22 protein-coding genes are annotated in these 22,277 nt (G+C 50.9%); 10 read left to right on the top strand and 12 right to left on the bottom strand.

Translation table 11 applies throughout. The features are described 5' to 3' along the window. Positions 1-62 precede the first annotated feature (62 nt). On the top strand, positions 63-2,846 hold the full coding sequence (locus ABFZ83_RS00650) for a TonB-dependent receptor plug domain-containing protein (RefSeq protein ID WP_411817503.1): 2,784 nt from the start codon (positions 63-65) through the stop codon (positions 2,844-2,846). Between the two features lie 63 nt (positions 2,847-2,909). Beyond that, positions 2,910-3,890 (top strand): creatininase family protein, encoded by a 981-nt coding sequence (locus tag ABFZ83_RS00645; protein WP_411817502.1) that lies wholly within the window; start codon positions 2,910-2,912, stop codon positions 3,888-3,890. A gap of 276 nt (positions 3,891-4,166) precedes the next feature. Here the strand turns inward: ABFZ83_RS00645 and ABFZ83_RS00640 are convergent, their stop codons facing one another. From ABFZ83_RS00640 to ABFZ83_RS00625, 4 genes are all read right to left on the bottom strand, one after another. Continuing rightward, entirely contained in the window at positions 4,167-5,558 is a 1,392-nt protein-coding gene (locus ABFZ83_RS00640; protein ID WP_411817501.1) for a PepSY-associated TM helix domain-containing protein, read from the bottom strand. A gap of 57 nt (positions 5,559-5,615) precedes the next feature. After that, positions 5,616-7,775 (bottom strand): TonB-dependent receptor, encoded by a 2,160-nt coding sequence (locus ABFZ83_RS00635; RefSeq protein WP_411817500.1) that lies wholly within the window; start codon positions 7,773-7,775, stop codon positions 5,616-5,618. Between the two features lie 81 nt (positions 7,776-7,856). Beyond that, entirely contained in the window at positions 7,857-8,225 is a 369-nt protein-coding gene (locus ABFZ83_RS00630; protein WP_411818853.1) for a DUF2946 family protein, read from the bottom strand. A gap of 161 nt (positions 8,226-8,386) precedes the next feature. Further along, positions 8,387-9,784, bottom strand: coding sequence for a serine hydrolase domain-containing protein (locus ABFZ83_RS00625; RefSeq protein WP_411817499.1), 1,398 nt, complete (start codon positions 9,782-9,784; stop codon positions 8,387-8,389). A gap of 489 nt (positions 9,785-10,273) precedes the next feature. Between ABFZ83_RS00625 and ABFZ83_RS00620 the strand changes: the two genes are divergently transcribed. Then, entirely contained in the window at positions 10,274-10,996 is a 723-nt protein-coding gene (locus tag ABFZ83_RS00620) for a hypothetical protein (RefSeq protein WP_411817498.1), read from the top strand. A gap of 63 nt (positions 10,997-11,059) precedes the next feature. Next, positions 11,060-11,881 carry a metallophosphoesterase family protein gene (locus ABFZ83_RS00615; protein WP_411817497.1) on the top strand — a complete coding sequence of 274 codons (822 nt, stop codon included), beginning with the start codon at positions 11,060-11,062 and terminating at the stop codon, positions 11,879-11,881. 475 nt (positions 11,882-12,356) lie between these two features. Here ABFZ83_RS00615 and ABFZ83_RS00610 read toward each other — a convergent pair whose 3' ends face one another. From ABFZ83_RS00610 to ABFZ83_RS00595, 4 genes are all read right to left on the bottom strand, one after another. Then, positions 12,357-12,524, bottom strand: a complete 168-nt coding sequence (locus tag ABFZ83_RS00610) for a hypothetical protein (protein ID WP_411817496.1) — start codon at positions 12,522-12,524, stop codon at positions 12,357-12,359. A 142-nt stretch (positions 12,525-12,666) separates the two neighbouring features. After that, positions 12,667-13,212, bottom strand: coding sequence for a sigma-70 family RNA polymerase sigma factor (locus ABFZ83_RS00605; protein ID WP_411817495.1), 546 nt, complete (start codon positions 13,210-13,212; stop codon positions 12,667-12,669). Positions 13,213-13,542: 330 nt separating this feature from the next. Then, entirely contained in the window at positions 13,543-13,797 is a 255-nt protein-coding gene (locus ABFZ83_RS00600; RefSeq protein WP_411817494.1) for a hypothetical protein, read from the bottom strand. Positions 13,798-13,959: 162 nt separating this feature from the next. Beyond that, positions 13,960-14,529 (bottom strand): hypothetical protein, encoded by a 570-nt coding sequence (locus ABFZ83_RS00595; RefSeq protein WP_411817493.1) that lies wholly within the window; start codon positions 14,527-14,529, stop codon positions 13,960-13,962. A 79-nt stretch (positions 14,530-14,608) separates the two neighbouring features. Here ABFZ83_RS00595 and ABFZ83_RS00590 point away from each other — a divergent pair, with 79 nt between their 5' ends. Further along, positions 14,609-15,514 carry a diacylglycerol/lipid kinase family protein gene (locus tag ABFZ83_RS00590; RefSeq protein ID WP_411817492.1) on the top strand — a complete coding sequence of 302 codons (906 nt, stop codon included), beginning with the start codon at positions 14,609-14,611 and terminating at the stop codon, positions 15,512-15,514. On the opposite strand, the gene ABFZ83_RS00585 is transcribed toward ABFZ83_RS00590, so the two are convergent. From ABFZ83_RS00585 to ABFZ83_RS00575, 3 genes are read right to left on the bottom strand one after another with little or no spacing between them, the layout of a single operon-like run. Further along, positions 15,511-15,957: a phage holin family protein gene (locus ABFZ83_RS00585; protein ID WP_411817491.1), complete on the bottom strand. Its 447-nt coding sequence runs from the start codon at positions 15,955-15,957 to the stop codon at positions 15,511-15,513. The genes ABFZ83_RS00590 and ABFZ83_RS00585 overlap by 4 nt on opposite strands. 2 nt (positions 15,958-15,959) lie before the next feature. Next, a complete protein-coding gene (locus ABFZ83_RS00580) occupies positions 15,960-16,286 on the bottom strand; it encodes a YqjD family protein (protein ID WP_411817490.1) in 327 nt (108 codons plus the stop codon). Between the two features lie 60 nt (positions 16,287-16,346). Then, entirely contained in the window at positions 16,347-16,520 is a 174-nt protein-coding gene (locus tag ABFZ83_RS00575; protein ID WP_411817489.1) for a hypothetical protein, read from the bottom strand. Positions 16,521-16,722: 202 nt separating this feature from the next. On the opposite strand from ABFZ83_RS00575, the gene ABFZ83_RS00570 reads away from it, so the two are divergent. The 5 genes from ABFZ83_RS00570 to ABFZ83_RS00550 all read left to right on the top strand — a co-directional run bounded on the left by ABFZ83_RS00570 (position 16,723) and on the right by ABFZ83_RS00550 (position 20,967). After that, on the top strand, positions 16,723-17,976 hold the full coding sequence (locus ABFZ83_RS00570) for an ATP-grasp domain-containing protein (RefSeq protein WP_411817488.1): 1,254 nt from the start codon (positions 16,723-16,725) through the stop codon (positions 17,974-17,976). A gap of 5 nt (positions 17,977-17,981) precedes the next feature. Then, positions 17,982-18,707 (top strand): gamma-glutamyl-gamma-aminobutyrate hydrolase family protein, encoded by a 726-nt coding sequence (locus ABFZ83_RS00565; RefSeq protein ID WP_411817487.1) that lies wholly within the window; start codon positions 17,982-17,984, stop codon positions 18,705-18,707. Between the two features lie 21 nt (positions 18,708-18,728). Next, positions 18,729-19,388 carry a hypothetical protein gene (locus ABFZ83_RS00560; RefSeq protein ID WP_411817486.1) on the top strand — a complete coding sequence of 220 codons (660 nt, stop codon included), beginning with the start codon at positions 18,729-18,731 and terminating at the stop codon, positions 19,386-19,388. Between the two features lie 70 nt (positions 19,389-19,458). Next, positions 19,459-20,685, top strand: coding sequence for an AI-2E family transporter (locus ABFZ83_RS00555; RefSeq protein ID WP_411817485.1), 1,227 nt, complete (start codon positions 19,459-19,461; stop codon positions 20,683-20,685). Positions 20,686-20,793: 108 nt separating this feature from the next. Next, the gene (locus ABFZ83_RS00550; RefSeq protein ID WP_411817484.1) at positions 20,794-20,967 is read left to right on the top strand and encodes a DUF1328 domain-containing protein; all 174 of its coding nucleotides are present in this window, start codon (positions 20,794-20,796) and stop codon (positions 20,965-20,967) included. 51 nt (positions 20,968-21,018) lie between these two features. Here ABFZ83_RS00550 and ABFZ83_RS00545 read toward each other — a convergent pair whose 3' ends face one another. Then, on the bottom strand, positions 21,019-22,248 hold the full coding sequence (locus tag ABFZ83_RS00545; RefSeq protein WP_411817483.1) for an acetyl-CoA acetyltransferase: 1,230 nt from the start codon (positions 22,246-22,248) through the stop codon (positions 21,019-21,021). Between the last annotated feature and the right edge of the window lie 29 nt (positions 22,249-22,277).

Below are 22,277 nucleotides of genomic sequence, written 5' to 3'. Positions count from 1 at the left end.
GATCCTGTGTCCGTTGATTTCAGCGAACAGGTGCGGGAGCGGCACCAAACAGGAAGGCCAGTATGATTACAACATCGGACAAAATGAATTCCACCCGAATGCAGCGAGCATTTTTACGACGTCACAAGCTTTGTCTGCTTGCTGCCGTCAGCTTCGCCGCATTATCAACCACGGCAGCCTCTGCGCAGACTATAGACGCAGAAAATGACAATAGTACTACAACCGGCGACGCCATCGTCGTCACGGGTTCACGGGTCAAACGGGACGGATTTACAGCGACAACGCCGACCACCACCATGGGCACAGAGATGCTCGAACGGGTTGCTGCGCCAAATATCGCGGATGCCATCAACCAACTGCCAGCCCTACGCTCGGCACTGACGCCCGCAACATCGTCGAGCCTATCGAATGCTGCAGGCGGGAATTTTCTCGACATGCGCGGCCTTGGTTACCTTCGCACGCTGACGCTAATCGACGGCAAGCGCTATGTACCAACCACCACCACAGGCGCACTAAACATCAACCTCCTTCCCCAGGCGCTGGTCTCTTCCGTCGATGTCGTTACCGGCGGTGCATCAGCGGCCTATGGGTCGGACGCAGTTGCTGGGGTTGTTAACCTGAATCTGAACACTGAGCTTGAAGGGTTCAAAGGAAACTTCCAAGGCGGCATTACCGATCACAACGACCATCGCAATTATTTTGGTAGCGTTGCCTATGGGACTTCGTTCGATGGCGGCCGCGGTCATTTCGTCATTGGCGCGGAAACACGGAAGAACAGCGGCGTCGGCGCGCTCAGCGATCGCGAATGGGGCACGGCAGGCGCAATTCAGAATCCCAATTACACCGCCAGCAATGGCGAACCGCGCTATTTACTTGTCGGTGATGCGCGTTACGCCAACGGCTCGGACGGGGGTGTGATCAATTCGCCGTCATTATTGCAAGGCATTCAGTTTGCTGATGATGGCTCAGCGGTACCATTTACCTATGGCGACAATGTCAGTGCAACGCGGATGGATGGCGGCGACGGCATCTCGACAAACGGAATACGCGTACTGGAAAGCCCTATCGAACGTTACAGCGCGTTTGCGCACGCTGATTACGAAGTTATGCCCAATGTCACCATTTTCGGTGAATTCGGCTATGCCTACAGCGACGTTGAAACGGGTAGTAACCTACGCGTCGATCAAATTACCATTCAGGCGGATAATGCCTATCTACCGGCTTCCGTCGCTCAGGTTATGGCGGATAACGGCATTGATTCATTCACCATGGGCCGCGGTTTCGAAGATTATGCACGTGGCCTTTTTGACATCAATTCCAAGACTTGGCAGGCCACAGCCGGGCTTGAAGCCGAACTCGGCGGCGGCTGGTCGTTTGATGCCTACGGCGCTGTCGGTCGGACGCTTGTCCTCACCCGCTATACAGACGATCGCATCACGGACCTGTGGCGACAGTCGATTGACGCCGTCTTCGACCCCAGCACAGGCAGCATCGTTTGCCGTTCGACGTTAACAGATCCCGGCAACGGATGTGTCCCAGCCAATTTCTTTGGTTATGGCAATGTTTCTGATGAAGCAATTACCTGGATGAACGGCACTTCGATACGCGACTGGGACATCAACCAACAGGTCGTCGCCATGACGATTAATGGCGAACCGATTAACACTTGGGCTGGCCCTGTTTCGGTCGCCGTCGGTGGCGAATATCGGCACCAGTCTGTCGACGTAACATCGGATGAACTCTCGCTCGTCAACGCTTTTCGGATTGGCAACAATAAACCGTGGAGCGCCAGCCAGAATGTGAAGGAAGGCTTTGTCGAGGCTGTCGTCCCACTGGCTGCGGACCAATTATGGGCCCAGAATCTTGACCTGAACGTCGCGGCCCGAATCACGGACTACAGTTCCTCGGGCACGGTTAAAACCTGGAAAGCCGGCTTAAACTATACGATCAATGATTCTATCCGGGTGCGGATTACGCAATCGCGTGACATCCGCGCGCCGGGTCTTGATGAACTCTTTGCCCAAGGCAACAACTTCACCGCGACCATTGATGATCCGATTTTGGGCACGACTTATACGGTACGGAATCTCGCCGTCGGGAATCCTGATTTGGTGCCAGAGAAAGGCGATACAACAACGGCGGGTATTGTATTTACACCGACCTCGATTCCGCGTCTGCGAATGTCGTTGGATTATTATGATATCACGCTGAACGGCGCAATTAACTCACTCAGCGCATCAGAAATTGTAACACGTTGCTATACTGATGCGCCACAAGTCTGTTCACAGATTACCCGATCGGACACGTCTGGTGAAATCACCGTGATCCGAACAGGTCCGGCAAATGTTCAGAAGCTCGAAACATCTGGTCTTGATTTCCAGTTGGCCTATTCTGTTCCGGTGGGGTCAGCAAATCTCGATCTTAATTCGCTCGTCACCTATGTCGACAAGCTGAACATGGTCGATGCTGATGGTGTGCGCCACTTTGCGGGTAACACCGAAGTCACCGGCACCAGCGGCGTCGGCGGTGTACCGCATTGGCGGACCAATACATCGGTCACCTATTCGAACAATGACTACCGTTTCAGTGTAACGGGCCGCTATGTCGGTGGCGGAATTCTGACCGAAGAATACAATGTTGATGTCGAACGCGTTAGCGGCCGGCTCTACTTCGATCTTTCGGGTGAAATCGCCATTCACGACACCGGTGATGATCGCATTGCGCTGTACGGAACAATCCAGAACCTGCTCGATAACGATCCACCGCTCACACAAAGCGGCACCGCACGGACGATCTATGACACCATCGGTCGCATCTACACAGCCGGTGTCCGGTTCAATTTCTAATCGTTGCAACCCCACTCTCATCAAGGCCGGACAATTAGTCCGGCCTATTACAAGGAGAACTTTATGACTTTAAGAGGAAACCTAATACGGGCATGCGCGTCCCTCTGCTTGTTTTCTGCTTTTACAATGCAGGCTCACGCAGAATCCAAATCTGATCATGAATGGATCACGCTCCCTGAAACCAATCCATTGGCCAAGCCAGCGGAGACCAAGAACCTTATTCCCGACATGACATGGGCCGAGGTAGCGGAGTATCTTGAGACCAACGATATGGTGATTATTCCAATCGGTGCCATTGAACAGCATGGGCCGCAAGGACCGCTGGGTACTGATTTCCTGAACGGCACTGAACGCGCCAAGCTGGTTGCACAATATACCGATGTGCTGGTCGCGCCGATCATGAATGTTGGTAACTCGCCCTATCATTTAGATTTTCCGGGAACGATCTCTGTTTCACCTGAGACCCTGCAGCAGGTTTACTTCGAAGCGGTCCAGAGCATGATCGGACAGGGCTTTAAGCGCTTCCTTTTATTGAATGCTCATGGCGGTAATTCGGCGACAACCTCGTACATTGTCGATCGCATCAATCAGGAAACACCCGGCATCGCTGTCAACCTTGGCACGGCCGTACGGCCCTTTCTCGAAACTGATAAGTTAGCTAAACGGAATCATTTCGACCGCCATGGCGGCGTAAACGAAACCAGCCGCTCGCTTTATCTGCAGCCGAATCTCGTCGATCTGGAACGGGCCAAAAAAACGAAGCTGCATATGCTGCCTCACCTGCGAGACATGGTGCCAGCGATTGAAGCTGGCGACGACACGGCCCGCCTTGTCTTTTTGGTCGAGGCGCTGAAGCAGGAATCGACCGGCAAAGGTACCGATACCAAAGACATGACCGATACCGGCGTTTGGAGCGAGCAAGACCTGTCACTGGCCAATGCCGAAATTGGCCGGAAAGATACGGAAGTTTTTGTGAATGCTGCGGTCCAGTTCATTGATCGGTGGAAAGAACTACGTCCGGTTGGTGCGGGTCCAAAGAAATAGCCGTTCGGACGATCTCCCCCAAGGTGTGGCTGGAAACCTGACTCCAACGGTTTCTAGCCGCTCCGTCAGCCCGATGGCGAATTGTTTTCCTTCGTCATCAGGCTGATCTTTAAGCGTTGCCTTAGCCAACATAAATCGGGCCTTGATCAGTTTGATCGTATGCATGAAACGTCGATGACTTCGACGTTATTGCTTTGAACCACCTGCCCGGCATGTGTCATCATTTCGAGAGCGGGTGTGCTACATTTCTGTTTTATTATCCTTCAGTGATGCAGCCTAGTTCGCCAACCCTAGCCATTCACGGGTGGGCGCAAAGCGGCTCAAGACAAGGCGCTCAACCGCAAAGACGAACAATGCCGTAACACCTAGTACGGGGAACAATATTCCGAACACCACCATAATTGATGCGAGCACCCAAATTGCCCTTCCCGATCCAATCGCCTTTGGCGCACCGAGGCCGCTTTTTCGCCGCATCATCCACATCACCGGCCCACTGATCGCAAGCAAGGCGGCCCCAAGGGCTGCAAATAACATTAAAAGCTGATTTGGAACGCCAAAATAATTTCCCATATGTAGGGCAACGCCTAGCTCAACTGCTTTGGCACCAATACCATAATCAGAAAAACTGACATCGTTAAGTACTTCGCCCGTATACTGATCTAAATGGATTGTGCGCTGTCCCTGTGGCTGATCAGGATAGGTGTAAGCGGTATAAACATCCTGTGCCGTGCTCGGCAGTGCCAATCGATAACCAGTGATTAGTCCCTCTTGTGCGAACTTCTTTGTTGCCTCATCAATACTGATTGGTGTTTTGCCGCCATGGTGAGAATGCGGTGCTGGTGCGGTCTCCAACGTCCATGGAATATCCGACATGGTATCCGCTAACACTGCCGCGGACCCATCGCTTGTGGTTACATCATGATCGATGTGCGATCGGTAGGATGCGGGGTAACTGATATCTGCCAATTCCATCGCCTTTTGCAAATATCCGCCCCAATTTGTTGACCATGGAAGACCAGTTAGCAGCAAAAACAAAAGTAAGAACGAAACCCAAACCCCGGTAACCGCATGAAGGTCGCGCCACATTGAACGGCCCTTGGTAAATCGCGGGATAAATACGCCCCATAGTTTATTGGACGTGCGCGGCCACCATAAGTAAAGCCCCGTGATGATCAGAATAATTGCCCAGCACGAAGCAAGCTCAACAATAAGGTCCCCCCTATCGCCCATTAATAATGATCCGTGCATAAGGTCAGAAAACCCCACGAGTGTTTGCGCATAAATGAATGATCCGAGTGCTTCACCTGAGACCGGATCGACATACACCCGAAAAGGCTCCCCCTCTTGCGGGGTAAGAAATACCACCGCGGTTCGGTTTGGCGCGGTAGGAAGATCTATCCGCGTTGGTGTCGCGCCGGGGTATTTTTTTATCGCACCGCCAATCATTTCTTCGGGTGAGAGATGGCGACCCTGCTCACTTACAAAGCGCCAATCAGGATGGGCAAGGTCTTCTATTTCCGTCACGAACAGATAAATCGCGCCCGTAACCGCAAGAATTAGCAAAAAGGGCGCGACGATAATTCCCGCATAAAAATGCAACCGAAAGAGCAACCGGTGAAATTGCGCTTTGCGCCCTAAAATCTCACTTTTTATCGAAGATTCAGACATGGTGATTGTTCCGATAAGGGCCAGCTCATGATGGAACACAAGCTGGCGCATTGACCTTTAGAAGTGGCGAGAAAAGGAAACCTCGGCACCACGAGGTTCACCGATAAAGACGAGGCCTGACGAATATCCAGACCAATCAGCGTAGAAGGTATCGGTCAAATTCCGCCCGCGCAGGGAAACAACGCCGAACGAGGCGTCCCACGAAATTGCAGCGTCGAGCACAGTAAAACCTTCGACCTTAACGGCATTATCATTCGCCGTGTAAAAATCACCATTGTGACGGACAATTCCCGTAATCGATACAGGAAGGGTTTTCGGCGCATAGGTGATAACAAGATCTGCCAATCGCTCTGGCGTATTTGCCGGACGGTTTCCAGACCGATCAGCGCCGCCCCGCTCAATCAAACCTTCAAACGTCGTATTGAGCAGTGTACCGCCTAAACTTACTGTCCATTCCTCATTTGGCGTCCATGAAAGCGCTAGCTCGGCCCCTTTTGATGTTTGTTCGCCGCCTTGAATCGTTAGTGACGGGTCAATTGGATCGCGGGTTAGGATATCATCTTGCCGGATATGAAAAAGCGATGCGGTTAAATGGAGCTGATTATCAATCAACGATGATTTCACACCGACTTCGAATGACCTTCCGGTTGTAACATCGAAAGATGCGCGGCTAGAGCTGAGGAAGAACAGACCGGTTACCGGTGATGCTGCATTCGTGAATAGGGCAAAAACCTGCGTTTCTGGGACAACGCTGTAAACCGCTCCCAACCGCCAGGTGATGGGATCATAGTCGCGACTATATTGATCGATATCTCCCGTCCCGATATCCAAAACTTCGCGGTCGAGTTCAAAATCATCCAGCCGCGCTCCGCCGACCAGCAGGAGTTCTGGGGTCAGATTAAAGGCATTCTCTACAAAGAATGCTTTTGACGTCACATCAGCCGTAACGTCCTGCCGATAAGAAAAGTTCGAGGCATTTTCTTCGGGGAATGTACCGCGAACCGGATTGAATGGGTCCACAGAGGGCACCGATCCGAACCGCCGCAACGTGAAGAAGTCGGTTTCACCGATCTCAAAACCTGCTGTAAACCGATTATGGTGGCCGAATAATTCTCCATCATAATTTAGATGTAATCTCTGATTCCAATATTGATGATCATGAGTGATGTGCGTTGCGTAGCGGTCGATCAATCCCGAGCTTGCGTTGAATGTATATTCATCCGCATCACGCCATCGTCGATCAGAATCATAATAGCTGGTATCACTAACGATGCTCCAGGACTCAGAAATTGCGTAATTCATGCGGCTTCGCAACCACAATGTCTCGGACCCCATATCGCCGTCGGTGACGTTGAAGTTTATGTTCCTCATCGCGCGGTCAAGCACGAGACCCGCAGATCCGGAAACGGCGTTAGACGGGTTTAGCGCGATCTCGGGTGATACAACAGGCGTGCCGTAATAGGCGGTCGAGAAGTCGTCCTCGATGTAGTCAACGGAGAGCGTAACCGAAAGGTCGTCTAACGGCTTTAATAGAACGGCAAAACGCCCCGCCAATTTATCAGAGCCTGTGTCCTCAACCCATCCGTCAGATCGCCCGTAAGACAAGCTTCCGCGGAATGCGGCCGCATTGTTCAAAGAAACATTCAGATCACCGGCTATGCGCGCCGTGTCGCGGCTCCCATAGCTTGCCAAGATCTCGCCGCTTGTTTCACCGATATGCGGCTGACGCGGGACAAAATTAATTGCGCCAGCAAGTGCCCCCTCACCGGATAACACTGACGCAGGACCTTTAATGACCTCAATGCGCTCAAACATGAACGCGTCATAATTGCGATTACCGGCGTCGGAATTTGGCTGACGAACTCCATCATAAAGGTAATTGATCGCGCGATGAAAACCGCGCATGGACACAGAACCAACCGAGCCCGGTAAATTTCCAGACGCAACACCGGGAACCGAATTCATCGCTTCGATGGCATTGCGAGCGCCTTGGCGCTGCAATGATTGTTGCGAGACTACGTCAACAATGGCTGGCGTTTCACGATTGCTCAATCCGAGCCGACTAGCGACTTCCGGATTAAAATCGAGCGTTTGTTCACCATAGACCGTGATGACATCACTATCGTCAAAATCAGTATTGGCGTCCGCCGCGATTACTGGCGTTGCGAACAGATAAAGGGGCGCGAGCGCTATCGCGCGCAGGTTTGAATTACGCATTGATTTCCTCAAACTAAAGAATTTACACGGCCACACTCCGCCAATGGCGGAAGCGAGATGGCCTGATACTTATGCAAATAATTAGATTGAGGACGCAGGAGGTGCCCTGGATGGCATTGGTGGACGAGCCGCGTGCACTGCTGGCGCTGCGGCAGCAAATGCCACCTCCACGGACTCGTATTCTGGACATGTATGCGAAAAGTGGACAAGCGCACTAATGTCCGCCGCCGCAATTCGGCAAGATGTAAGACAGGCTGCACAATCCGGATCTGAGTGTTCCGACGGCTGATCGTAAGGTGACGCTTCCCCGGTTAAGGAATCCCACGAAACCGATTTAGCACCGTCGGCCGTACAAATGACAAGCTCAACACCCTCATCGCCAGACGCTACTGCGAATCCGGTTGGCACAAATTGGGCGAGCGAGAGCAGCGCAACCAAAATTGCGCGCATTGCCAGAAATCGCATTTCGAATGACCGTGGCACTTCGTTCTCCCGCCCGGACAGTAAATAGGCACCAATCGGTTTCTATTGCAAGCCATTCTCAAGAGGCAATGCGCCGCAGCGGTAAGTCAAAAGCATCACCGTCCTGAGCGTAAATTGGCGGAAAAAAATCAAGGGCCTCGGTTTCGGTCAGTGTAATATACGCCCAATCTTAGCACTGCCCAGCACACGCCAGTTATAGCCGTTATCACCATCGCCCATGCCATATCGGGCAGATACAAAATTAAAGATTTGATCGAAACACCAAAGAGGCTTGGGACTAAATAAATCGCGCACCAAGCAAGCCCCAGCGTCATAATCAACGGAAACCATAAACTGAATGCGCCCGCGATCCCGGATTTCGAACGCAATGCGCGCCGGTTTATGACGGCATTAAGTGCGCTTGCGATAAATACAAAGGGCAGCACAATGAATGTCAGGAAAAGCAGTTTTCTACTGAATTGTCCTGTCTCTGGCGCGTATTCCAATCCGAGTGCTGTTGAGGCAATACCGTTGCGGAGATTTATTGTTTCGCCGAACCCCATCCCGCTACCGCCATTTACCATTACAATAGCGCCCTTGTGTTCGTCAGGCACCAATACCGCTAGCGTTTCAACGCCAGGGCTTGTGCCTGCATGAAAGGCTACACCAGCCTGGCTGTTAACCGACCAGCCCAAACCGTAATAAGGCGACGTGGCGCTTGCAGGACGCATCATTGCGGATTTGCTTTGCGCACTGATGATGTCGTCTTCACCGTTCACCATAACCGCTAAATATTTCGCCATATCATCCGCGGTTGCAATAATGCCACCTGCCGGTGCGATTAAGCGGTATGAACGGTCATCCGCATAAGGCCACTTGCCGACGAACCAGGGTCGATGCCCAATTGCAACCGGATGAGTTACTCGCCCCTCCGCCACAAAACTTCGGGTCATACCGATCGGAAGAAAGAGTTTACTCTCTATATAACGAGCATATTCTTGACCACTGACCGCCTCTATGATCGCGCCAAGAATGACATAGTTTGCATTCGAATATTGCCACTTCGAGCCTGCCGCATATTTGGGTGACCATTGCGCCATTTTTTCTACCTGGCGCGACAAATCATGATCGGCCGAAGTGTCGAAACTGTTGCCCTGAACTGTGGAATATCCACTTGTGTGGCTCAGTAGTTGTCGTACCGTTATTTTGCCAGATGGTCGGCCTACAAAACTCGGTAAATAGGCAGAGATCTCGCTCTCTAAATCTATCGAGCCTTTTTCAAACAGCTGCATCACCCCTACGGCGGTGAAACTTTTTGAAATTGAGCCAATGAGGAAAAGCGTGTCCGGTGTGATTAATTCGTCGCTACCGCGACGGATCTCGCCCCGAGCGCCGGACTGTATCTGGCCGCGCTCCACTATCGCATAGGAAAGGCCTGGCGCGCCCGCATTCGCCATTTCCGCGTCTATGAAATCATCGATAGTGTCTGACGCTCTCCCACTGACCGTCGTTAAAAAAATCGCGAATAGAAAATAAATAAATCGCACGCACCGCCCCCAATATGCCCCGTCAATAATTATCACAAACTATCCGAAGCGACCAATCACCGACAATTACGAATTAGACTTACCTATATAATAGTTTCATCCCGGAACCCGATTGCATAGACATTGCGCGCAAAATTGCGACGAAGTGAATGGCCCGTTAGGCATCCCGCATTGAGCGGGGCACATTTTACTTATAAGTAACGTCATTCACCTTTAAGTTTACGGCAAACGAATTTGCGACCCTTTGAATAGAGCCACCTAGAACGGGGTAAAAATATTAACAAAGCACCGGAAAAAATTTGGTGGTCGGGGCCAATCGGCGGCGTGGGGAATCGGCTTATTGCGCTGGCGGCGGCAAGGGCTTGCTTTGGGGATCGGCCGGTACAATTTCGTTGGATCAACGACGCCTCCTGCCCCGGTAATTATCATGACCTTTTTGACGAAACACCAAACTGGTCAGTGTGCGATACGCCTTCGCCTGATAGCACAGTGATAGAAACCCATCCTTGGGAACCCTTTAGAATTTTTAATTCTTTAGATGCGCATTTCAGTCTTGGCATGACGGAACGCGAATTCGCCTTTCGGTTCATCCAGTCATTGCGTAGCTTACCGGTCCGCACCGTACTCAATGAAAAAGCAACGGCGTGGCGGAATAATATTCAGGCAAGAAAATTAGTTGGTGTACATCTAAGGAGAACGGATCGGGCTGCTCATCACCGCCAGCAATTCAGAGCCTTTTTGATGCGCAAGCAAGGTCTCAATCGCGAATTGCCCCTTTACTTGAACATCATGTATGGCGTTTTACCTCAGGGAATGGTCCATTTCGTCGAAAACACCCATATCATGAATATGATAAAAAAATACGGTGCCGATAAATATGCCGTATTTAGCGATAGCATGGACGGCGAAGCGTCGTTTTCGAAAATGATGCGAGTTGGCAAGATAAAAAAGGTGGTGCCGGTTCAAGATAACGACAACCAAATAGTAGAGAGCAACCTTCGCAAAACTAATATTGAAGACGCTATGATCGAACTACTTTGTCTTTCAAAATGTGATGCAATTGCACAAAGTAATCGCGCATCTACATTTTCACTTGTCGCTGCAATGATCGGCGGAAAGCCAATTCTTACGCCGGAAACGCGCTACCCCTTTTACCATTCGGTCAAAGCGGAAATGGGGATGCCGCCGAATTCCGCCGTTTTAAAAGGCTGACATCGAGAATACAGAATTTCGCTAAAGAATCGCGACCGATTCCGGCCGCCACGTGTTAGTAATATGATGGCAAATGACGAGAAACATATCGCGCATATCTCAGATCTTCATTTCGGCGCGGCGTCCGAATACGCCGTAAACGCGCTAATTGATGATCTCGAAACCAGCAAGCCAGATATTGTGGTTATTACTGGCGATCTGACGCAAGCGGGACGCCGGAAAGAGTTTGAGGCTGCGCGTGAATTTTTGGGCGCTTTGAGTGCGAAAAAACTAATTGTCCCGGGAAATCACGATTTACCCGTTATAAATCTCTGGTCGCGCTTTATCACCCCTTATAACCGGTTTGAGCGCTTTCTCTCGGGCATGATTAATCCGGTTTATACGGACGAAATGCTGACGATTGCCGGCTTGAATACCGCGCGACGCGCTGCGCTCGATGTGAATTGGTCCTATGGGCGCATATCGCGCACACAAATCATCAATGCGGCCGACTATCTTGACCGGGCTCCATCCCAGAACATCAAAGTCATCGCCGCCCACCACCCCTTCACAAAGGGCCCCGGTAGAGCCGGCTCCCGTATTGTGGGGCGCGGTCGCGAGGCAATGACTGCATTCGCCGATAAAGGGTTAGATATCGCCCTGACCGGCCATGTGCATCACTCCAGCGCGAAATTATATGAAATCGAGAACCGGAAACTGGTGATGATACAGGCCGGAACCGCAACATCGGTGCGTACGCGCCAGGAACCACCGGCCTATAATGACATCTTCGCGTCGGCGTCTGGCCTAACGGTTCAAACGCGGTTTTTGCAGGGCAATAAATTTACCGGTGGAGCGGAAAACCGATTCATTCGAGACAAGTCAGGCGACTGGAACGAGGAATGATGGTTTTCTGTTACAAATTGAGGAACTATTCTACCGCACCCATGTTGGTGCTAGACGCCAGAAATTAAACAGGGTTTGAAGTGAGCGAAATACACAAATCATCCCCACCAAGCGAATTGGAATTGCAATCCTATTTGGATAACGAGCTATCCCCTGCTGAACGCGAGCGGGTGTTCCTCTGGCTTACAAACAATCCAGATACCTTACGGGCCATCCTCGATCAGCGGTCACAGGAAAATCAATTGCGCAGCACTATTTTAAAATCGGGTGATGCCCATGGCTCTTATCACGAACAGCTAATGCGCGACGTAGATGATATTGCCTCGAACAACCGACGAATCGCTTGGATTTTATTTGGTTTCATCGCGGGTATAATGGTAACCGGATTTATTATATTTCTGCTGATAAGCTAGAAAACGCGACGGCCCGTCGGAACGCGTCGCATTTCCATTGATCGATGAATATATAGACGGGTCTAATTTCCCGCATCCTCAAGACCGTCACCAACTTCTTCTGCAGCCTCACCGAGATCTTCAGCCGCATTCTCTAATGGGCTTTCATTGGCTTCGTTGATTAAAAAGATTGCGCCGACACCGATAACAATCACCGCCAGCAGAACAAACACGCCATTCTTGGAATTCATTGTAGACCTCCTGTCTTCTTCATGAGCAAAAACAGAATGGCGACATCATTGTTCCGGCTTAGCAATCGCCCCACCGCAATCATTACAAATAAATAACCCGCCCCAAGGGGCGGGTTAAATCTTGTTAGGCGCTTTATCGGGGTTAAGCGATTTGCGCAGCGCTATTTGCGTCGCCAAGCGGTTCTTTACGATACGCAGCCCACTCCGCCGTCATCTCCTTTAATCGTGATCTTGCACGTGAAAGACGCGACCGCACCGTACCGACAGGTACGCGCAAACGTTTCGCTGCTTCCTCGTATTTCATGCCTTCGATCACGATAAGGGACAGGACAACCCGATCCCGCTTTGGTAGCTTATCAAAGCAATCGAGCATCTCGCTGCATTCGAGAATCACGTCCTGCGGCGCATCTGCGGCTATTTTCTGCTGTGGCGCGTCGCTTATCTCAACATTCACGCCGCGCGACTTTTGCTTGCGAACTTGATTCAAGAAAAGTCGCTTGCAGAGCGTAAACATCCAAGAGCGAAAATTTGTACCTGGCTCATAATATTCTGATTTCATCAGTGCACGTTCTACACTGTCTTGCACGAGATCGTGCGCAGCGTCTTCGTTTCGCGTTAGAGATAGAGCAAAACGATTTAGCGCCGGTAGAACATCGTTTAGTTCATCTGCTGTAAAGGTCGTGCTCATTTTTTTCACCTGTAAATTGCTGCGAGCACCTAACCATCTATACCGAACAAAAATATTTTTCAAAGTAATTCGTGTACATATTGCGTATAAGAAACATGGCTTTAGCAAGGCACACAACTAGCTCCGGTCATTAGGGTGAAGCAATGAACAGACCATGCGTTAAGGCATGTCATGACGTTTAGGTGCGCTCATGGGCAACGTACACAACATACGTATGTTGTGTACGTTGGCGGCAACCCTCTGTTCATGCGTGAGGATTTTTCCACAACGAAAAAACCGGGCGGTTTAGTACCGGCCCGGCTGCGTCCCAGCATTAAATTTTCGGAATTTTTAGTTGGTCTCGTCGCCCAAAGTTGCGCGGACTTTTTCGTCTACAACACCAAAATCCCGCGTGGAAGCGTCGTCCGTATCGGGTTCTGCAAAATGTGGTGCTGCAAGCAAACCACGCCGCAAAAGCTCACGAATCGCGGCCGCACGAGTAGGCATGCGGTTTTCAAAGCGCCAGTCGTCGATCGCCTTCAACTCTTCCTCATCCAGCATGAGTTGAAGCTTTTCTGTACGCTTCAAATTTTCCGAACTTGCCATCTTTTTATCCAAAATCACGAGAAATCAATAAGTTGCATTTCGCTTATCATACAAATGTAACTTACTCCAATAATATCGGTCACCTATGTCGTTTTAAAGCACAAAAAAACCTCGCAGCATTGCTACGAGGTATAGAAATCAATACCTTACCAAAAATTCTTATCAGATAAGGTCACTTGCAAGCCAGGATATGCGCAAACGATCATTATCAACGTCCGAAATCCAACCTGCAATTTTCGCTTTCCAGAGCGGGGATTTGGCCGCGTCAAACGCTCTACGCAACTGAATCATAAGCTCTAAATCGGCCATTGCCGCCAGCGCGACGCATTTCGACGGTTCGTTATTGCTAAATGCGCCATCGTCCTGATCATTGGCGGGCCCAGAGACGCGACTCAGCGATAAAAGCTGATCCAACAGCCGACGCCGACTCCACAACCGCCCTTTAACGAAGTCGGTAATTCGCTCACCAGACTCCGACAAAGTCATATCCTGATATTTTGCTATTGTGTCGTTACAGGGCGTGACAGCTTTCCCGAGCAGGTCGATCGTCTCATCCGTTGGCTCTTGGGGTCCGTCAGCCTTGACCATGATATATTCGCGGACGCGATCATCTTCGATCAGCGTTTCTTCAATCATATCGCGACGGTTTGCGGGTAGCCGGCCATCAACATATTGCTGGACGTCATCCATCGTGACGATATTTAGTTCGATATGGGGCTTTTCACTCAACATGCCCCTTAAACACCTGACGAGAAATTTAGTTCGCCCGCCCTAAGACGGAACAATGATCAATAGTTGATGTTTAGCCATTATGAAAAACGTCCTCATTCTCATTAACGAATCCTCGGGTGCCGTTCGGACGCTAGGGGTTAAGGAAGCCTTGACCGGGCTTGCAGAATTTATCCCCGATATGCCGGATGTAACTATTGCAAACGGACATCCAGGAAAGCTTATTGAAGCTGCAAAGAAAGCCACAAAAGAAAGTCGTATAGATACTATAATTACACTTGGGGGTGATGGCACCTTAGCGGCAATCGCCGGCATTATTACGAATCACGAAATCAGTCTGCTTCCCTTGCCGGGCGGAACCATGAATGCCTTTGCGCAGGATCTTGGCTTTTCGCCCGATTTGAGAACTGCGATTGCGCAAATACCCGATCTTGAGGAACGCAGCGTTGATATCGCTTTCATCAATGAATTTGCGTTTTTAAATAACATTGTCTTCGGCACTTATACTGCGGTTGCAGATTCGCGCGAGCAATTACGCGACGCAGAGGGAATTGTCGAAACCATCGATTCCGTAACCGAGATCTTGGGCGCGTTGACCCATACGGAAATCGAAAACTACCGGCTTTTGGTGGACGGCACCCAACGCAATGCGCAAACCAACACCATCATGGTCGCAAACAATATCTATACAGGTGCAGAAGCGCTTCGTCCGGTCCGCGCTTCGCTGAGCCAAGGTGATTTGGGCTTATATGTAGCAAGCGCAGCATCCACATTGGATTTCATCACGGCGTTAACGGATGCGGTTACAGGCAATCTCGCCGACTCATCAATGATTGATGTCGGCACCTGCAAAGAGCTACGCATTGATAATGAAAGCGGGTTTTTATCCGTTACAATTGACGGTGAAGCTATGGAGCTGCCCGCCCCCGTGAACGTGGAGATCAGGCCAAAAGCATTACGCGTTTTGGCCCCAAAAGCGGTTGATTAACCTTCGCCGTCGTCGCTATTGGCCATCACCGAAATGAATGCGCCGAGCGCTGCGGTCGCGGCGATCGTCGCGATCGGTGCTTTCTTCATTTGGCGCGCGAGCAAGCCCGACGCCACCAGATCCAGCGGTGCTCCCATAGAAGAGAATGATTTGGCGAGGGACGTTAATTGACTACTTCCCGTCGGTGCCTCTTCCTCTTCTTTTGGCTCACTCTGCGGGCGTTGGCCAATCAGATAGACAATAGCGGCACAAATGACCGTAAAAATCGCGACAATCAACAACGCCGCATAAAGCGGCATCATGGTCGCAAGCCAAAGCACGACGCCGACCGCCGCGAATATATAGGCGCAACATGTCAGCAAGATCGCAGCAATGCCATAGGCCGCTTCAATAGCGACATCCTCGACCGCATCATGCGCCTTTTCGATGGCCCGAAAAATCATATCTACCTACGCAATGTTGCGATGAAATAGCCAATTGCTGCGGCACCTGCGAGTGCGCTCAATGGCTTTTTCCGAATTGCACGCTCAGCCTGCCGCTGCATTTCCTGCAGCTCATCTGCGGCGCTTTCAACGGCTTCCCGCGTCTGGGCCTCTGCCGTGTTTGCGCCTTCTTTTAGCGCCGATTTTGCGTCGCTCGCGCCTTGTTTCGTAAGTTCGGAAAAGTCTTTTTTGAGCGTGTTTATATCCTCACGCAATTTCGCAAAGTCAGACAAAAACTCTTCATAAGCCTGCTTTGTTTCCTTACTTTTTATTTCATCCGTGATAGCCATATTTTCTCCTGACCGTGAAAATCACGATTTAATTCACTCACTGGTGGCAAGGCTTAAACCCTAGTTCTTGCCGTCACCTTCGCCGCGGACCTCTTCAAGCGGGTCAAAATTTCCGTCGTTTTCGGTGGCCTCATCATGGGCGACATAACCAGCGCCAGCAGCGACACCAAGCGCGCAGCCACCTAGCGTTGAACTCGCGAAAAACAATAATGATGCGATTGCCAGTTTCTGCATTTTCTGCCTCATTTCTGTTAGCATACGGGTAGTAAACACAGCCGCATTTTCGTGGTTCCAATAGGCTGTGAACCCGGCAAATGCCTATCCGGCGGAACCAAGGGGCCACTCCGCGCGTTTTTGCGGCAACGGGCAAAATTAGCGAAAGTTAGGATACGTTGTGAAACCGGGACGCGTCATTGTTACCTATGGCCGAAGTTTAATGAGCCTCGTGATTGCACAATCACTGAGCCGCCGCGGCGTCGAGGTTATCGGCTGCGACAATGTCGGATTAACGGTCCAGTCATTCTCCCGGCATGTGGAGGACACTTTCGTCCACCCGGCGCTCGAAGACGACGAAGACGCCTATTTCGAGTGCATGATCGAGAACATTAAAAAGTTCCGGCCAGACGATGACCGTCCCTATTTATTGATGCCGGTATTCCAAAATACGCGGGCAATCGCAAAAAATCGTGACCGCCTTGAGCCGTTTATAAAAATCGCGGGGCCGAGTTGGGAAAGCATCGAGAAAATATTCCCGAAACACCACCTTGCCGATACAGCCGCAGAAACCAAAGCGCGAGTTCCTGTTACTCTTCATACCGATGATCCAGAAATCGCCGCATCGAAGATTCGGGAGATGACGCCGCCTCTTATGATTAAACCGATCGCTGGCGTCGGCGGGCGCGGTATAGAAACCTTTAAAACTGCCGAAGAGACGATCAATGCGCATGAGAAGTTTTTGAAAAAAACTGGCGAAGCCCCGCTTATTCAAGAAAAGGTCGATGGTGAGGATTATTGCTTCACTGGCCTATTCCGCGACGGCGAGCTCATTGCCCATATGGCCTATCGAAACCTGAAATCTTTTCCTGCGGAAACCGGCGCGGGATCAATCCGTGAAACCGTAGAAGATAGCCCCTTTGTGGAACCAGCCGCAGCACTGATGAAAGCAACCAACTGGACCGGCGTTGCGGAAATTGACTTTCTGTGGACCGGAAATTCGAACGACAAACCGACGATCATAGAAGTCAATCCACGTTTTTGGGCCGGGCTATTTCATTCGGTAAAATCGGGCATAGATTTCCCATGGTTACTCTATCAACTTTTTACAACGGGCGAAATTGATGATCCGCCTGCGGTACGTGTTGGCGAGATTACCAAAACACCTGGCCTATGGTTGGCGTCAACGGCGCAGGAAATTGCCGAGTCTGATATTCACTTCGACCGCCTCAGCGAGGCGTGGAAGAGTGACGAGAATAGTGGCTTTTTCCATAAACTTGGCAATGTTACATCAGCGTTATCCGACGCTGTCGATCTCGATGATGCGTGTTTCAGGCTCGTCGAAGCCTTTGACATCGCAAAACATAGCAGTGACGAGTTCTCGGAGGTCAACGACCCCTTCGCAGGTCTTGGCATTCTCTTCGTTCTCAGTTCACTCGCGCGCCACGGTAAACTACCGCCGGAGATTAAAAGATAAAGACCATGCGTAAGCTTACCAAGCCTGTCATTGGTATCACCAAGCCCGTCAAGAAAGACAACTGGGCCTATGCGGCTGTGGCCGCTGCCGTCAGAATCTGTGGCGGTGAACCGATTGCCCTGACCCCGGATGAGCAAAGGAAGCGTCCACTCATTCATGGTGTTTTGTTTGGCGGCGGTCAGGATGTGTTCCCGATGCTTTATGACCAAACGCCAAAACAAGGATATGTTTATGATCGTGATCGCGATGCGCTTGAATTAGAACTGGCTAAACAAGCTAAACAGGAGGATATCCCTGCGCTCGGTATTTGCCGCGGCGCGCAGATGATGAATGTCGTTCGTGGTGGCGCGCTCTATGCGGATGTGACGGCGGAATATGAAGATACGGCCTATCCGAATGGCGTGGCCGGTAAGATCTTCTTCCGCAAAACGATCGACATTGAACATGGCTCCTTGTTGCAACGGGCATTCGCCGCAACCTGTAGCCGCGTGAATTCACTTCATAAACAAGCCATCAAACGGCTGGGCAAAGATCTGCGCGTCACGGCGCGGGAGCGAAACGGCATCGTTCAAGCCATTGAAGACCCCGATATGCACTATTACATGGGGGTGCAGTTCCACCCGGAGTTGCTAATATACCGCGAGGACATGCGTGATCTCTTTCGGCAATTCATTGATCGCGCAGCATCGCGTGGACCGGTTGAGATTTTGCGCGATTTTCGAACTGGGTGAGCGCGACACGCGGATAGATAAATGATTGCAAGACTGATCATTATGGCGGCAACACTTGGCGGGGCTGCCATTCTCGGTCGGCGCGCCATAAATCGCGAAATCGAAAATAAAATCCCTACCGAAATTGAAACCGCCCGCGCAATTGCAGTGACCGAGATGAATAAGGAAATCGGTCAGGTGATTTCCGAGCGCTTGCTTTCCTTCTCTCTGAATTTGCTCATCAAAGCCGGGCTGATTGGGGCGGTTTATCTCCTTTATGCTCATGGGCACCTGACATCCACTGGACTAAAAATTGTAGTCGGTTGTTTGATCAGCGCTTATCTCGTCCGTGATGCGATGGTAACACTTCCCTTTATAACGCCGGCTTTACAGTTGATCCGCATGCACCAATGGAATCCGAAGAAAGCGCTTGTCGAACTGGTTGCGGGGATCGCATTTGAACGCGCCTATGCCGAAGCCATGATCGCGACCGAGAGCGGCCCAAATCGCCTATGGATCGCCCTTTCAAAATACAACGCCCATAACATATCCGAAGAAGTCGCAGCGGCCGTCTCCGATGTCGCACGCACAACAGACTTTGGTTACGTTAAAAAGAGAGCGCTACTCGCTGCGTTTCTCGTAATCGTTCTTATCGCAGCTTATTCCGGCTTTTTCCTTCTCACCGTCGGAAACGCGCCCTAGCCCCTTCACCGGAACCAACCACTAGCCGATTTTGTTTGCGCAATGGGCTACGGGTTCTTGGGATATTTCGATGATGGACGGCACGATCAGCACAGATCAAACGGACTATTCCGCGACCAGTACCGATCGGCCGAAAACCTTTCGCCTGCCCGGCGCATTTGGTTTTCTCGGGCAACCTGAAAGCCTCTCTTTTAATGACCGGCTCCTCATTATCACTGCAATCGCGACTGCATGCATTGCCGTTGTCGCAGTTTGTACAGGCCTTTGGTTTGCGCGGCCTGTCTTAATTCCGATTACGACAGCTTTCGTTCTGAGTATTCTCTTGGCCCCCGCCACAGAATGGTTACGTCGGCGCGCTGTGCCAACCGGCCTGCGCGCCCTCATCGTTGTATTGTTGGCATTCACGCTATTTATCTACGGCTTATATCTGGTTATCCAACCGGGAGCAGCGTGGATCGAAAAACTACCCACGGTGATGGAACAGGCCCGTGACAAACTTGCGGGGGTCGAAAATGCTGTCTCCAAGGTCCAGGACGTTTCCGAACAGGTCAATGATCTGGCGAAACTGGGAAACGACAAAACGACTGAAGAAGTGACCGTACAAGGCCCGGAAATCGGCGATATTTTATTTGCCTCCGCCCGAACCTTCATCGTCCAGATCCTTTTTACGGCCGTTCTAACCTATTTTTTTCTCGCCTCGCGTTTGGATATTCGGCGCAAATTAATTTTGCTGCGCGGTACGATGTCGGGAATGCGCCAAACAGCAAGGATGCTACGGGCAATCGAGCAAAAAGTGGGCGCTTATATGTTCACGATGCTGATGATCAATATTGGCTTGGGCGTCGCCACCGGCCTTGCGATGTGGGCAATTGGCATGCCTTCGCCATATATCTGGGGCGGCCTAGCGGCTATTCTCAATTTTATCCCCTATCTTGGGCCAATAATATTGACATCGTTGCTGACGATCTCCGGCCTTGTTCAATTTGACAGCTGGGTCGAGATTTTAACAGTACCGGCGATATTCATCGCGTTTAATTTCATCGAATCAAATTTCGTGACGCCCACGCTGATTGGGGTAAGGCTTACCATCAGCCCGCTTGCCATAATCCTCAATGTTAGTTTCTGGACATGGATGTGGGGCCCCGCTGGCGCGGTAATTTCAATCCCGGTATTCGTGATCTTCAAAACGATTTGCGATCACTCAGACTTTTTGCGCCCAATCGGCCTGTTGATCGGTGAAGCGGATACGTTTCGTCCGGTTAAACGCGGATTACAACGTTTACAGCATACGCCCTAAATTTGCGGATATTTTTACCGGAACCAACCGCGAGTGACCGTGTTCGGAATTCAATCGCAGCGTTTGATAAAACTGGCGCGGCGATCGTGATAACCAAAGGAGGATACCATGCTTGGTTGGGCACTAACATTCTTTGTGATTGCGATTATTGCAGCCATCTTCGGTTTCGGCGGCATCGCTTCCGGCGCTGCGAGCATCGCACAAATCTTGTTCTTTGTATTCCTTGTATTGTTCGTCATTGCATTGGTTGCAAGAGCGATACGAGGTCGCCCCCCGGTTTAATGATTAAACCGTGAGAACTCAAAAAGGAGAGCGCTTTGGCGCTCTCTTTTTTTATGCGGCAACAACGAAGGATGCGACGGTCGTGCAACTTCCGCCAATATTCAGAATACCGAATTTATTTGCGCCCTCGACCTGATAATCGCCCGCCGTGCCGGTAACCTGTTTTGCGCAATCAAGCATCATCCGCACACCAGTCGCCCCGACCGGGTGGCCTAGCCCGATCAAACCACCACTTGGATTGACCGGAATGCGCCCGCCCATTGCGATATCTCCATTTTCAATGGCTTTCCAGCTTTCACCGGGTGCAGTGATACCGAAATGATCGATCGCCATATATTCATTCGACGTAAAGCAGTCATGGGTTTCAATTCCGCTTAGATCATCAATTGAAATATTTGCCCGCGCAAATGCGTCTTCGATCGCTCGCCGCGCATTCGGCACGACATAGTCTCCATTTCGGCTTGCTTCAATTTTATCTTTATACGAAATATGTGAGGTTCTGTGTCCCCAGCCATCAATACGGGCAATATTTTCAATAGATTTCCCGTGCTTTTGCGCATATTCGCGCGCAGCGCGCTCACTCGCTAAAAATACGACAGCCGCACCATCAGTGACCTGCCCGCAATCGGAACGGCGAATACGCCCGGAAATTAGGGGATTGGCTTCATCATTCTCCTGAAAACTTTCGTCGGTGAACGTCCAGTTCCGCGATTGCGCATTGGGATTGCGTCTTGCATTGTCAAAGTTGATCTTTGAAATGCCCGCCAAATGTTCGAATTTCAGGCCATATCGGTGATCATATTCATCAGCCAGTTCAGAAAAAATATGCGGCCAAGGATATTTAACATCCGTGCATTCACGATCTGCCCACATGGCGGGGCCGCCAATAAATTTCGCCGCCTGATCGCCAGGCACGTTCCGCATCATCTCTATGCCTAATACAGCAATGACGTCATAACGGCCCGCTTCGATTTCAGCCATCGCCGACATCATCGCCATGCTACCGGACGCGCAGGCGGCCTCATGCCGTTGGGCCGGCATCCCATCAAACCGCCAATCCGTAGCAGTAAAGAAACCGCCTAAATGGCCCTGATTACAAAAAAGCTCAGAGGTAAAATTACCCACATGCGCCGCATTGATCTGATCCGGCTCAAGGGCGGTTGCATTTAGTCCGCCTTCGACTGTTTCTTTGAACATATCAAATAACGACAGGCCCTCGCGTGCCCAATTTCGGCTGAAATCTGTCTGATAGCCACCTAGAACGAAAGTTTTTGTCGTCATTGAAATGTCTCCTGCAAGCGAACCCGAGG

The sequence above is a fragment of the Hyphococcus formosus genome, assembly GCF_046736345.1.
GTDB classification, from domain to species: Bacteria; Pseudomonadota; Alphaproteobacteria; order Caulobacterales; family Parvularculaceae; genus Hyphococcus; species Hyphococcus formosus.
This window is presented reverse-complemented; position numbering and strand designations above follow the sequence as displayed.

Bases quoted from the DNA above. Each gene is read 5' to 3' on its own strand.
- ABFZ83_RS00565 (WP_411817487.1), top strand. From the start codon at position 17,982: ATGCGTAAGCTTACCAAGCCTGTCATTGGTATCACCAAGCCCGTCAAG.
- ABFZ83_RS00640 (WP_411817501.1), bottom strand. From the start codon at position 5,558: ATGTCTGAATCTTCGATAAAAAGTGAGATTTTAGGGCGCAAAGCGCAA.
- ABFZ83_RS00615 (WP_411817497.1), top strand. From the start codon at position 11,060: ATGATGGCAAATGACGAGAAACATATCGCGCATATCTCAGATCTTCAT.
- ABFZ83_RS00590 (WP_411817492.1), top strand. From the start codon at position 14,609: ATGAAAAACGTCCTCATTCTCATTAACGAATCCTCGGGTGCCGTTCGG.
- ABFZ83_RS00570 (WP_411817488.1), top strand. From the start codon at position 16,723: ATGAGCCTCGTGATTGCACAATCACTGAGCCGCCGCGGCGTCGAGGTT.
- ABFZ83_RS00645 (WP_411817502.1), top strand. From the start codon at position 2,910: ATGACTTTAAGAGGAAACCTAATACGGGCATGCGCGTCCCTCTGCTTG.
- ABFZ83_RS00555 (WP_411817485.1), top strand. From the start codon at position 19,459: ATGATGGACGGCACGATCAGCACAGATCAAACGGACTATTCCGCGACC.
- ABFZ83_RS00595 (WP_411817493.1), bottom strand. From the start codon at position 14,529: ATGTTGAGTGAAAAGCCCCATATCGAACTAAATATCGTCACGATGGAT.
- ABFZ83_RS00605 (WP_411817495.1), bottom strand. From the start codon at position 13,212: ATGAGCACGACCTTTACAGCAGATGAACTAAACGATGTTCTACCGGCG.
- ABFZ83_RS00560 (WP_411817486.1), top strand. From the start codon at position 18,729: ATGATTGCAAGACTGATCATTATGGCGGCAACACTTGGCGGGGCTGCC.
- ABFZ83_RS00545 (WP_411817483.1), bottom strand. From the start codon at position 22,248: ATGACGACAAAAACTTTCGTTCTAGGTGGCTATCAGACAGATTTCAGC.
- ABFZ83_RS00635 (WP_411817500.1), bottom strand. From the start codon at position 7,775: ATGCGTAATTCAAACCTGCGCGCGATAGCGCTCGCGCCCCTTTATCTG.
- ABFZ83_RS00650 (WP_411817503.1), top strand. From the start codon at position 63: ATGATTACAACATCGGACAAAATGAATTCCACCCGAATGCAGCGAGCA.
- ABFZ83_RS00600 (WP_411817494.1), bottom strand. From the start codon at position 13,797: ATGGCAAGTTCGGAAAATTTGAAGCGTACAGAAAAGCTTCAACTCATG.
- ABFZ83_RS00585 (WP_411817491.1), bottom strand. From the start codon at position 15,957: ATGATTTTTCGGGCCATCGAAAAGGCGCATGATGCGGTCGAGGATGTC.
- ABFZ83_RS00575 (WP_411817489.1), bottom strand. From the start codon at position 16,520: ATGCAGAAACTGGCAATCGCATCATTATTGTTTTTCGCGAGTTCAACG.
- ABFZ83_RS00550 (WP_411817484.1), top strand. From the start codon at position 20,794: ATGCTTGGTTGGGCACTAACATTCTTTGTGATTGCGATTATTGCAGCC.
- ABFZ83_RS00580 (WP_411817490.1), bottom strand. From the start codon at position 16,286: ATGGCTATCACGGATGAAATAAAAAGTAAGGAAACAAAGCAGGCTTAT.
- ABFZ83_RS00610 (WP_411817496.1), bottom strand. From the start codon at position 12,524: ATGAATTCCAAGAATGGCGTGTTTGTTCTGCTGGCGGTGATTGTTATC.
- ABFZ83_RS00630 (WP_411818853.1), bottom strand. From the start codon at position 8,225: ATGCGCGCAATTTTGGTTGCGCTGCTCTCGCTCGCCCAATTTGTGCCA.